8 protein-coding genes are annotated in these 12,068 nt (G+C 68.4%); 4 read left to right on the forward strand and 4 right to left on the reverse strand.

Annotation, left to right across the window (positions count from 1 at the left end; translation table 11 throughout):
* Window positions 1-5: 5 nt before the first annotated feature.
* The 3 genes from ABNQ39_RS19680 to ABNQ39_RS19690 all read right to left on the reverse strand — a co-directional run bounded on the left by ABNQ39_RS19680 (window position 6) and on the right by ABNQ39_RS19690 (window position 3,637).
* A complete protein-coding gene (locus tag ABNQ39_RS19680) occupies window positions 6-2,243 on the reverse strand; it encodes an ATP-binding response regulator (RefSeq protein ID WP_376959943.1) in 2,238 nt (745 codons plus the stop codon).
* 628 nt (window positions 2,244-2,871) lie between these two features.
* Window positions 2,872-3,216 (reverse strand): hypothetical protein, encoded by a 345-nt coding sequence (locus ABNQ39_RS19685; protein WP_109445364.1) that lies wholly within the window; start codon window positions 3,214-3,216, stop codon window positions 2,872-2,874.
* Between the two features lie 19 nt (window positions 3,217-3,235).
* On the reverse strand, window positions 3,236-3,637 hold the full coding sequence (locus tag ABNQ39_RS19690; protein ID WP_098737729.1) for a MarR family transcriptional regulator: 402 nt from the start codon (window positions 3,635-3,637) through the stop codon (window positions 3,236-3,238).
* 281 nt (window positions 3,638-3,918) lie between these two features.
* On the opposite strand from ABNQ39_RS19690, the gene gpmA reads away from it, so the two are divergent.
* Window positions 3,919-4,683: a 2,3-diphosphoglycerate-dependent phosphoglycerate mutase gene (gene gpmA, locus ABNQ39_RS19695; protein WP_376959944.1), complete on the forward strand. Its 765-nt coding sequence runs from the start codon at window positions 3,919-3,921 to the stop codon at window positions 4,681-4,683.
* Between the two features lie 8 nt (window positions 4,684-4,691).
* On the opposite strand, the gene ABNQ39_RS19700 is transcribed toward gpmA, so the two are convergent.
* A complete protein-coding gene (locus tag ABNQ39_RS19700) occupies window positions 4,692-6,974 on the reverse strand; it encodes a helicase-related protein (protein ID WP_376959945.1) in 2,283 nt (760 codons plus the stop codon).
* A 422-nt stretch (window positions 6,975-7,396) separates the two neighbouring features.
* Here ABNQ39_RS19700 and ABNQ39_RS19705 point away from each other — a divergent pair, with 422 nt between their 5' ends.
* From ABNQ39_RS19705 to ABNQ39_RS19715, 3 genes are all read left to right on the forward strand, one after another.
* Complete coding sequence (locus ABNQ39_RS19705; RefSeq protein WP_376959946.1) at window positions 7,397-8,221, forward strand: WecB/TagA/CpsF family glycosyltransferase; 825 nt, start codon at window positions 7,397-7,399, stop codon at window positions 8,219-8,221.
* 3 nt (window positions 8,222-8,224) lie between these two features.
* Window positions 8,225-10,567, forward strand: a complete 2,343-nt coding sequence (locus tag ABNQ39_RS19710) for a GumC family protein (protein WP_376959947.1) — start codon at window positions 8,225-8,227, stop codon at window positions 10,565-10,567.
* Between the two features lie 153 nt (window positions 10,568-10,720).
* Entirely contained in the window at window positions 10,721-12,016 is a 1,296-nt protein-coding gene (locus ABNQ39_RS19715; RefSeq protein WP_376959948.1) for an endo-1,4-beta-xylanase, read from the forward strand.
* Window positions 12,017-12,068 lie beyond the last annotated feature (52 nt).

A 12,068-nucleotide genomic window follows, 5' to 3' on the forward strand; every position in this document is an offset into this window, starting at 1 on the left:
TTAACTCATGCCGCGGACTCGTTCTCCATGGCCGGTTCCCCGCCGTCGGCCGGACGGCTTCGTTCCGACAGGCCCCGCTCCGACAGGATGGAGGCGATGACGCCGCGCAAATCCTCCGGCGACACCGGCTTGTGCAGAAGCCGGCAGCCGGTGGCGACCGCCTCGCGGATGCGTTCGGGCGCGGTGTCGCCGGTCAGGATCAGGCCGGGCACCGGACGGCCCAGCCGCTCCCCCACCTTCGCCACCATCTGCACGCCGGTCAGCCGGCCCGGCAGGCGGAAATCGCTGACGATGAGGTCGGGAACGGGCGTGTCGGTCATGGAGTCGGCCTTGGAGGAGCCAGCCTTGGCGGAGCCGGCCGGGAGCCTGGTCCCGCCGATCAGCGACAGCGCAGTCTCGCCCTCGTCCGCGACGATGACGCGATAGTCCCAGCTTTCCAGCAGCAGCCGCACGGCATCGCGTTGGATCGGGTCATCCTCCACCACGAGGATCAGCCGGTCGCCGGCCACCACCGGATCGGCGTCCTGCACCGGCGCCGCGGTCGGCGCCCGTTCGGTTCCGACCACCGGCACACTGACCGCGAAGACCGAACCGCGGCCCTGATGCGACCGCACCTCCACAGCATGGCCCAGGAGTGCCGCCTTGCGCCGCACCTTGGCGAGACCGAGGCCGAGGCCCTGGCGGCGGTCGCGCTCCGGATTGCCGAGCTGGACGAAGTCCTCGAAAATGTTGTCGAGCTGTTCGGGCGGGATGCCGGTTCCGGTGTCCCACACCTCTATGCGCAGCCACCGGCCCTGACGGCTGCCCTGATGGCGACAGCCGATGGTGACGCGGCCGTCGTCGGTGAAGCGGATGGCGTTGCGCACCAGATCGCCCAGCATGCGGGTCAGCAGCGTGCGGTCGGTCCGGATCACCATCCGGGTGGGCATCGCGCGCAGAACCAGCCCCTTTTCCGCCGCCATGCCGCGGAATTCGGCCAGCAGATCCTCGAACACCGCCGACACCGGCACGTCGGCCAGTTGCGCCCGCACCACGCCGGCATCCAGCGTCGCCACCTCCAGCAGGGCATGGAGAAGCTTCTCGCCGGCGTCCAGCGCCTCGCCCATCTTCTCGGCGATTGCATGGTCGCGGGTGTTGGCGAGACGTTCCATCAGGATATGATGAAACAGCCGCAAGGCCTGGAAAGGCTGACGCAAATCATGATTGGCGGCTGACAGGAAACGGCCCTTCGCCTGATTGGCCCGTTCCTTTTCCTCCAGCGCACGGCTGAGCTTCACGTTGAGGGCGCTGAGCGCCGCGGTGCGCTCCTCCACCCGCTGCTCCAGCTGGACATTGGCCTGTTCGAGCTGGGCGTTCGCCTCCGTCAGGGCCTGACGGGCCAGCGCCTCGCGCTGCAGGCTGGCGGCGCCGAGCAGGGAGAGGCCGGCCAATGCGGCGACGCCGGCGACCACCACGATAAGGCCGCGCTCCATTCGGACATACCAGGGATCCAGCACGCTGGTGCGCGGGATCGTCACCACCGACAGGATCGGCAGGCCGGCCATCCGCTTCAAACCGAGAATCGACGGCTTGCCGTTCACCATCCATTTCGCATCGACCCGGATGGTTCCGGCGTCGAGCCGTGGCAGCGGTCCCAGCGACGGGGCGCCAGCGCCGGCGAGGCGGACGCCGTCGGGGCGGTACAGACCGACCGAGCGGGCGCTCGCATCGAAGGGCTTCAGCACCGGATCCAGGGCAGCCAGCGGCACGGCGACCAGGATCGCACCGTCGAAAACGCCCGCCGCGGTGTGGATGCGGCGGGCGAGAAGAATGGCCGGCTGCCCCGCCACATGCCCGAAGGCCGGCAGGATCCGATGCTCCTCCTCCGGCGATAAGGGGCGGACCAGAAGCGACAGGCCGTCGCTGGTTTCCGGCTCGGCAAAGGCGACGGTGGGACCGTACAGCGCCGTCCCGTCGGCACTGAGCAGCGTCACACGGCCGTTGCGCTCCACAGCCATCGCCTCGGGCAAGGTGCGCTGTCCCCAGGAAGCCAGGCCACGCCCGTCCATCCGGGCGGCGACCTGCTCCAGCAGGCCGACACTGGCGTCCAGCACGCCGCGCGCATGGCTGTCGAACAGGATGGCCGCTTCCCGTGCGTCCTTCTCGGCCCGGTCGAGCGTGTCACGATAGTCGAGCGCGGTGACGGCGGCCCAGGAGGCCGTCCCCAGCAGCGCCAGCAGCGCGCACAGGAAGGCGACCAGCATCCGCGGAGAAGCGGCGAGGCGGCCGGGGCATGCTGCCAACGATAGGGAAGACGGAGGCATCTGTGGCGATGACATCGGCCCGGTCACACGGGCATTGGCTGGATCAGCGGCAGACCATGCCGATGCTCCTTCCAAAGCGGCGGCGACTGGTGGGTGACGGTCATCGGCGGGAAATCCTGGGCGGTGGCTGAGCTGGGCGGGTGACGGGAGAGCGGCCGTGTCGCCAGCGACTGGAATACCAATCGAGACGGGCGAAACAGCCAAGAGCAAGTTTCAACTTTTCCGAATGTTCGAATGACGAATCAACCCGCAGTTCCCCGTTCGGTTGACGGTTTGGAACTAAAGCTTAGCCCCATTAGCCAGAGGAACAATATCACAGGAAGAAATGCCACGCGATCAGTCTTGGCGACTATGCCAAACATCGTAATCACCTGCCCATTAGGTCAGGATAGGATGGGCGGAACGGTGGAACGGTCTGGCCGCAATTGCTGGCTTGTTCACTACTTAAGATTAAGCACGCCACCACTCTTTCCGGTTGCGGTTCAGGCATCGGAAAGCAAGCGCCGGAAACGCAAATGGGCCGCACGCGCGGGAGGCGCGGCGGCGTCATAAAACCGGGACGGTCAAATCAGGGAGGGGGTGCGGACGTCTGCGTCTCGCCACGCACGATGAGGATCAGGCCGTCATCCGCCGCCTCGATCTCCTTGCCGGCATCGCGGGGGATCGGAACCTTCTGGCGGCGGCAGAACAGCAGAAGCAGCGCCAGCGTCTTGCTGGGGGTGAAGACAACCTCCCGCGATCTGGAGGCGCCGCTTTGCTGGATTTGGACCGACAGACCGCCATCGGAGGTCGGCGTCACCATGGTGACGACACCCAGCGGCAGATCCGTCTGGTTCGGAGCCTTCTGGTACCAGGCGAGGGCTTTCTTCAGGGCGGAATTGGTGAAGAACAGTTCACGTGTCTCGACGATCATTCCATCCCTGACCAAACACTCACGCCCGGCCGCCCTCCAGTCCCGGATTGAGCCGGAACGTGATCGCGCGCCCCAGTTTGGATTCCCGCAGAAGGATCTGCTTGGTTTCCAGCAGCTTGATGGCCCGGTTCACATTGGGCCGCTGCATGCCCAGCGCATCAGCCAGTTCGGACTGGAGCACCGGAACGGAGCGATCGAAATGGAGCCTCCGGCTCAGATAGGTGAACACACGAAGCGCCTCCAGAGTGATCTCGCGGTCGGTCGAAACGGCTCTGGAGATGACGTCATGATGATGCAGCATCGTGGCCTCGGTACGCAAGGTTGTCAGGTTGCTGGGGCGATAATCGGAATGGTTCGGCGTTGCGCCCCGCAGGCCTGCGGTGCCGGATGAAGTCTGCGATCCCGTGTTCGGTTGCGTCATCGTCTCATCCCATCCGCTGTGGCCGGCGAAGGCCGGCGTGTTCGAATGAGGTGACCGTACCGCGGGATTATTGTTCGCGTATGTCGCCACGATTTCGCGGCTGACATAATTGGTGTCTGTGGAAGCAATCATGAAATTGGTTTGAAACCACAGGGTACCGGCCGCCGCTCAAAAACCGCCCGATGCTGTGCCGTTTTGTCGCGGGAACCGGCCCGGTTACAGCCCTGTTTCAAACCTCATATGCCCGGCGAAGGAGCGCCGGGGCTGGAAGGAGACCCGCCATGCACCGACTGATCCTGCTGCGCCATGGCCAGAGCGTGTGGAATGCGGAAGACCGCTTCACCGGCTGGACCGACGTCGGCCTGACCGACCGCGGCATCGCCGAGACCCACAAGGCCGCCGAATTGCTGAAGGCGGCCGGCATCGACGTGGACATCGCCTTCACCTCGGTGCTGAGCCGGGCAATCGAGACGCTGCACCTCGTCCTGCGCGACATGGACCGCTTGTGGCTGCCGGTGCACAAGCACTGGCGCCTGAACGAGCGGCATTACGGGGCGCTGCAAGGGCTGAACAAGGCCGAGACGGCAGAGCGCCACGGGGCCGAGCAGGTGTTCCAGTGGCGGCGAAGCTGGGACGTACCGCCGCCGGCCATCGAACCGGACGACCCGCGGTCGGCCGTCACCGACCGCCGCTACGCCGGCCTCGCCAAGGCGAACCTGCCGCGCGGCGAGAGCCTGAAGGACACCACCGAGCGCGTCATCCCCTTCTGGCGCGATGAGATCGCTCCGGCGCTGCGGCTGGGAGCCCGGGTGCTGGTCTCGGCCCATGGCAACAGCCTGCGCGGGCTGGTCAAGCATTTGGACAATGTCGACGACCAGGACATCCCGCTGTTCGAGATCCCGACCAGCCGCCCGCTGGTCTATGAGCTGGGGGCCGACCTGATACCGCTCCGCCGCTATTTCCTGGGCGAGAACTGCACGGTCGAGGAGATCGGCTGGCCGAAGCGCGAGGTAGTGGCTGAAAAGGACAGCAGCGCGGCGGCTTGACCCTCCCTTTACGGTGTCGCGCCCCGCCGCTTCGGGCCTCGGCTGGTGCGGGGGCCGGCCCGGTCGGAAGCACGACCGGCCGGGGCGCCCTCCTTCGCCACCGGATGGTGGAAATGGTGCTGGTGCGCCGGCTTCTCGCCATTGCCCCGCTCCGGCGGACCGCGACGGCCGCCGCGGCGCTCCTCGACACGGCTGCTGTAGCAGTTGTCGCAGACGCGGAAGCGATGGTTGGCCTTCAGCCGCGTGCCGCAGACCGGGCAGGCGCGGGCGAGCGAGCGCTCGGCGAGCGTCCGCTCGATGAAGGCGTTCAGGTGAGCCCGGCGCTCCTGGCACAAATCCATTTCGGGATAGGCGTCGGGGAAGCGGTAAGCCAGCCAGGCGTAGGCGGTCAGCTCCTTCACCGCGCGCTCGGCCTTCTCCAGCTCCACGTCGGTGCCGACGCTGTGCCGGAAGCGCTCGGCGGCATCGGGGGCGGCGTTGGGGATGCCCCTGCCCTGGTTGACCGCCCAGCCGCCCAGAAGGCGCAGGTTGTTCTGGTCGCGGGTGTCGATCGGGCAGCGGGCGAGCATGTCGCGCTGGGCCAGCGGCAGCTTGGCGCGGTCCACCGCGGTTGCCGCCTGGATGCGCTGCTCCAGGTCGGTCATGCGGAAGGTCTGGTTGGCCCGCAGCAGCTCCTGCCCCGCCGTGCGCAGCACCTTGGCGAGGCTGTCGGTGTCCAACTCCCGCGCAATGGCCTCGACATGGCTGAGGTTGGGCGAAATCCACGAGCGCGGGTCTTCCGGCGGTACCGGCGGCGAGGTCAGCGCCCGGCGCACCGGGTTGATGCTCTCGCCGTCCAGCACGGCGACGCGGCCTTCCTCGCGCAGGCCGAAGCGGCCGGCCCGGCCGCCGATCTGGCGGATCTCCGACGCGGTCAGCTCGCGCTCCTCCCGCCCGTCATATTTGCGGGTGGTGGACAGCACCACGCGGGCGACCGGCAGGTTCAGCCCCATGCCGATGGCGTCGGTCGCCACCAGCACGTCGGCGGTGCCCTCGCGGAAGCGGCGCGCCTCGGCACGGCGGACCTCCGGCGACAGGGCGCCGTAGATCACCGCGACATTGTGGTTGCGGCCCAGCAGGTCGTGGCGCAGCGCCATCACGTCCTTGCGCGAGAAGGCGATCAGCGCATCGCCGGACTTCACCTCCTCCAGCTTCACCCGCTCTTCCTGCACGCGCAGCGGCGACTTGCGGGTGAACTCGACGACCTCCAGCTCCTCGCCCATGGCGTCAGCCAGACGCTTGACGTAGGGGATGGCGTCGGCCGAGCCGGTCATCAGGATTTCCGGCGCCGCCACGCCGGCCACCGCCTGGGTCCAGGCCCAGCCGCGGTCGGGATCGCCGATCATCTGGATCTCGTCGATGACGCAGGCGCCCCAAACCTTGCTGGTGTTCACCATCTCGATGGTGGAGGAGGTGAAGCCGGCACCCGGCCGCACGTCGCGCTCCTCGCCGGTGACGAGGCTGCACGGCCGGCCGCGCGCCTCCAGCGCCTCCTGCCCTTCCAGAGCCAGCAGGCGCAGCGGGGCGAGGTAGCAGCCGCTTTCCGCCTCGGCCAGCCGGTCCATCGCCGCGTGGGTCTTGCCCGAGTTGGTCGGGCCGACGAACAGCCGCAGCTTGCGGATCATCGCGCGGGCGGTGGCGAAGCTGTCGAGATAGACGCCCATGCCGGACGCGTTCTCCAGCCGCTCCCGCCGGACCTTCAGGCCGGCACGGGCGGCGGCGGTGGAGAAGGCCTCCTCCATCGCGTCGAGCAAAGTCTGCAAACGCGGGATCCGGCCGCCGAAGCCGACGACGCGGCCCAGCTCGTCGGCGAAGCCCTTGGGCCGCCAGGATTCGCCGAAACCGGCCGCCCGCTGCGCCATCGACGCGACCCAGCTGTCGACGCGGTCCTTCGCCTTGGCGATGGCGGGCGAGGACAGGCAGGCGCCCTTGACCCGCTTGCCCAGTGCCTTGGCCTGCGGTCGGCCGAACCCCTCCTCGACGGTCAGCAGGCCCCAGAGGTCGGCCTCGATGTCCGGAAGGGGCCCGAGCGCCACCTTGAAGCGCAGCTTCAGCTTGCGGTCGGTGCCGGGGATCTGGACGACGTGGTTGACCGCGACCGTCCAGCGCGCCGGGGTGCTGTCGGCATCCACCTCGATCCCGTCGCCGCGCACCACGGCGGCCACCGCGCGCAAGGCGTCGCGGCGGTCGAACTCGTCAGCGGTGCCGGGGGTACGGCCGGAGCGGGCGTTGTCGGAATTGTCGTCGGTCATGATCGTCTTTTCTTGAGATTGCCCCGGTGATGCAAGCGCTTCGGCCGGTCATATCGGCCGGGCGGCCGGTCCGGCAAGGCCGTTAGGCTCTGCCCTCAGACAACAGCCATAGAGCGCCAGGGTCTCTCTTTATGGCCGGGGTCTCACTTTATGGGTCTGACCGGTCGATTCGGCAAGCCGAATCCCCCGATGGGAGCAAGCCCGGGCTAATTCGAATCCGTCGCCGTTTCGCCGATCTCGCCCGTGCGAAAAGGGGGGAGGCACGGCCACATAGAGCCACGCAGGTTTGGTGGTCCGACCCCAACGGGTTAGCCGCCGCCGCCCGGCGGACAGGCCCGGCACCGGGTCAAGCCGGACCGGCCGCCAGATCGGTCGTGTAACGTTCAATGCTTTGTTCCGATTAATTTTTTTGGGAGATGCGCATGCCGAATCCTCGTGAGGTCCTGGAACTGATCGAGCGCATGCGGTGCATTTCGAACGATGGCGAGCGCCGGGCCCTGATCGAACGGCTGGGCGCGGCCGACCGTCCGACGGTGCTGTCCTTCCTGAACGCGCACGGGCTGAACGTCTGCATGACGTCGGACGCGGCCCTGGCCGCCTTCGGCGCCTCGGACGTGCTGCTGCGCGACGGGATCGGGTTGCAGGCGGTTCTGCCGGTGCTGGGCATGCCGGCCGGCCTGAACATGAACGGCACCGATTTCATCCCGCTGCTGCTGAAGACCCTCAGCCCCCGCAAGGTCGCGATCTACGGCACGGCCACCCCGTGGCTGGACCGTGCCCGCGTGGTGCTGGAGACGGCGACGCCGCACCGCTACGCCGACCTTCAGCACGGCTTCCACCCGGTGGAGCATTACATCGCCCAGGCGCGGGCCAACCGCCCCGACGTGATCCTTCTCGCCATGGGCATGCCCAAGCAGGAGCAGGTCGCCGCGGAGCTGAAGCGCGCGCTGGACCATCCGGTGCTGATCGTCAACGGCGGCGCCATCGTCGATTTCCTGGCGGGCCGCTTCAAGCGCGCTCCCGAGGCCGTCCAGCGCTCCGGCCTGGAATGGGCCTTCCGTCTGGCGCAGGAGCCCCGCCGCCTCTTCCGCCGCTATTGCATCGGTGCCTTCGGCTTCGCCTGGAGCACCCTTCGCCTTCGCCGTGCCGCATCCCTCCGAACCCGCGGGACGGGCGCCGCAGCGCCCGCTTCCACCCGGATCTCTCCGTCACCGATCCGGCGGTCGCCTATCCAGAAGGAGCTTTGAGACGTGGAAAACCTTCCCCAGATCAACAACGGAGGCCACGGCGGCCCGCCGGCTCCGGCGTGGCCCACGCAGGTCGGCCACCATGTGCCGCGTGAGTTCGACGGCCCCGCTCCGGCGATGGGCCCCGACTTCCGCTTCATCCTGCGGGTGCTGGCGGCGCACAAGACGCTGATCATCCTCATCGTGCTGGCGCTGACCGCCCTGTCGGCCTTCGCCGTCTCGCTGATGAAGGACAAGTACACGTCCGAAGCCCTTCTGCTGGTCGACAACCGGCAGGTCCGCGTCGTCCGCGCGGAAGACCAGGCGCTGAACTCGATCACGCCGGAAGACGGCGCGATCCTCAGCGAGATCGAAATCCTGAAGTCGACCGCCGTGCTGTCCCAGGCCGTCACCGACCTGAAGCTGGCGACCAACCAGGAATACAACCCGCCGGTCCAGGCCGACGAGACGAAGCCCTTCGTCGAGCGTGCCACCGCCTGGACGCGCGAGCAGGCCCATGCCGTGTTCGGTCCGGAACTGCCGGGCGTCGTTCAGGCCGTTCTGGCCCATGGCGACAACATGACCAAGGACACCCACCTGCGCGAGACCCGTGCCGCCGACAGCATCGACGGCGTGCTCGACCGCGTCCGCCGCAACCTCGAAGTCGGCGTCGTCGGCCGGTCGCGCGTGATCCAGGTCCGCTACACCGCCGGCGACCCCGAGATCGCCCAGAAGGTGGTCGACACCGTCGTCCGCCGCTACATGGAAACCCGCCAGCAGATGGACCGCGACCTGTCCACCAGCGCCGTCGCCTGGCTGGAAGACCGCATCGCCACCCTGCGCAAGGAAGTCGCCGCCGCCGACACCAAGGTCGACGCCGTCCGCTTCAAGGCCGGTCTGGTCAAGAACGGCACCAACGGCCTGATGGCCACCACCGAGCTTGAGCAGGCCCGCCTGCGTCTGGCCGAAGCAGCCGCCACCCGTGCCCGCGCCGTCGCCCAGGCCCAGACGCTGGAACGCGCAGGCGGCAACGGTGGCAGCCTCGCCTCGCCCGTCGTCGCCCAGCTGCGCGCCACCGTCGCCTCGATCTCCACCGAGCTGGCCCAGCTGTCGCGCCAGTACGGTCCGAAGCACCCGCGCATCCAGGAACTCCAGGCCCGCCTGAACGAAGCGAACTCCTCGCTGCAGCAGGAGGTCCGCCACGAGATCGGCGGCGTCCGCGAGGCGGCCAACGTCGCCATCGAGCAGGAAAACGCCCTGAAGGCGATGATCGCCAAGCTGGAATCCGGCTATCAGACGATGACCGAGGAAGCGGTGCCGCTGCGCACGCTGGAGGCCGAGGCCCAGGCCAAGCGCCAGCTGCTGGACAGCCTGCTCGGCCGTCTGGAAGAGGTGCAGGCCCAGCAGGACAACCGCGCCTTCCCGACCGCCGTCAAGCTGGTCTCGGCGCCGCAGGTTCCGCATGAGCCGTCGGGTCCGTTCCGCATCCTGATGCTGCTGGCCGGCTTCGTCGCCTCGCTCGCCGTCGCCATCTTCATCGTCTTCGGCATCGAGCTGTTCCAGCGCCGCATCCGCACCCCGGAAGCCGTCCGCCGCATCCTGGGCGTGGGCACGGTCCACATCGTCCCGCACCACTCCACCCGCGGCACCCGCGGCCGCCTCGACCAGATCTTCCAGAACCATCCGTTCTCGCTGTTCTCGGAATCGATGCGCGCCCTGTTCCGCAACCACCTGTCGGATCTGGGTCCGGTCGGCTCCATCGCCGTCACCTCGGCCCGCCCGCAGGACGGCAAGACCTCGATGAGCCTCGCCGTCGCCCAGGTCGCCGCCCAGGCCGGCCGCCGCGTGGTGGTGGTCGACACCGACTTCCGCCGGTCGCGCATCGACGGCCTGTTCAACCTGTCGGCCAAGAAGGGCCTGTCGGACTGGGTTTCCGGCACCGCCACCCTGGATGAGATCGTCCACACCAGCGAGGACGCGCCCTATGCGATGATCCCCGCCGGCCGCCTGATGCCGGAGACGCTGGACCGCTTCAACGTCGACGGCCTGATCCACCTGATGGCCGGCCTGTCGCCGCACTTCGATCTGGTGGTGTTCGACACCGCCCCGGCACTGGCCGTGTCGGATGCCCGCATCGTCTGCGGCGCCGCCTCCAAGGTGCTGTTCGTCAGCCGCTGGGGCCACACCACCGCCAGCGACCTGCAGGCGGTCGCCGACCTGGGTCCGATCGACCACAGCAAGTTCGTCGCGGTGATGACCGACGTGAACCTGAAGAAGGCGGCGTCGCGCGGTTACCAGGGTCCGTACAACAGCTACATGGCGACCCGGAAATACTACGGCGACACCACGCTGCGGACCGCCCCGTAACGCGGGAATCCGGAGTGACCTGAAGCTCCTTCGACCCAGAGGCCCTTTCCTTCCGGACGCTGCGGCGCCCGGAGGGAGGGGCCTCTCCATGACCGGAACCGGCCGCTGGCCGCTTCGACCGGCCCCCGCGACAGGAAGAGAGAGCCCCTCCGCATGACCGAACGTCCGAAGCCCGGTTTCCCGAAATGGCACCCGACCCCTTGGCGCCCCAGCCGGCGCGACCTGCTGTGGACCGCCGCCGCCGGTGCGGTGCTGGCGAGCTGCCGCGGTGCCAGCGGTCCGACGACGGCGGAAGCCGCCGCCACCCAGCCGCAGGCGGCGGAGCCGGCGGTGACCCTGCGCGACGCCTGCCGGGCGCTGGGCATCCGCCATGGTGCCGCCCGCGACCATTTCATCGATCCGGAAGACCCGATGCTCGACCGGCTGATGGCGCGCGAATGCGACGTCGTCACCCCGGAGAATGGCGGCAAATGGGGCGTCTTCCAGCACACCGAGGGCAATTACGACTGGCGCCGCTTCGACGCCGCGGTCGAACTGGCGCGCAGCATCGGCGCCACGCCGAACTGGCACACGATCATCTGGCAGCATATGGGCATGCCGCCCTACATGAAGCTTCCCGCAGGCCGGCAAGCGGAGCTGGGCATCTCGGAAAGCGCCTATTTCTCGCCGGACGGCAGCTTGAGCGCAGAAAACGTCTGGCCGCGCTTCACCGGCGTGGTCGAGGCGGTGCGGCAGCGCTACGGTGACGTCTTCTACCGCATCGACGTGGCCAACGAGGTCTTCTTCTGGGAGACAGTGGAGAGCCACCCGAAGGAACAGGACCGCTACGGCTTCCGCCGCGGCATGTGGTGGGTGGCGGCCGGCGGGGCGGAGAAGGGGCCGGAGTGGCTCGATCCCTTCTTCCACCATGTGCACAAGGCGTTCCCCAAGGCGAAGCTGGTGCTGAACGAGTTCGGCATCGAGATCGACGAGGGCTGGCAGCAGCGCAAGCGTGCCTATCTGCTCGATTGGCTGACCGGGGCGGTGAAGCGCGGCGTGCCGATCCATGGCATCGGGCTGCAAAGCCACCTGATCGGCGGCAAGCCCTATGACAGCGCCGGCATGCGCAAATTCCTGCGCGCGGTCGACAAGCTGGGCCTGTCCGTCCATCTGACGGAGATGGACGTGGACGAGACCCGCCTGCCCCGCTCCTGGTCGCGGGCGGAGAAGGACCGGGCGATGGCCCAGCTGGCCCGGCAGTATCTGGCCGACATGCTGGACAATGCGCGGGTGGAGGAGCTGTGCTGGTGGCACCTGCGCTCCGACCTGAATTTCATCGCGCGGGAGCATCCGGATCTGGGGGCCCACCCCTCCCCCTATGACGAGGCGTCCCGGCCCCTGCCGCTCTACACGGCGGTGGTGGAGACGCTGCGGGAGAAGGCACGCACCGGCAAGGCGCGGTCGGGCTGACAGTGCCCCGGATGACGTACCGCGGGGGTAAGCCGTTGGTGCCATCCACCCC

It is taken from the genome of Azospirillum sp. A26, assembly GCF_042604635.1.
In the GTDB taxonomy this organism is placed as follows: domain Bacteria; phylum Pseudomonadota; class Alphaproteobacteria; order Azospirillales; family Azospirillaceae; genus Azospirillum; species Azospirillum palustre.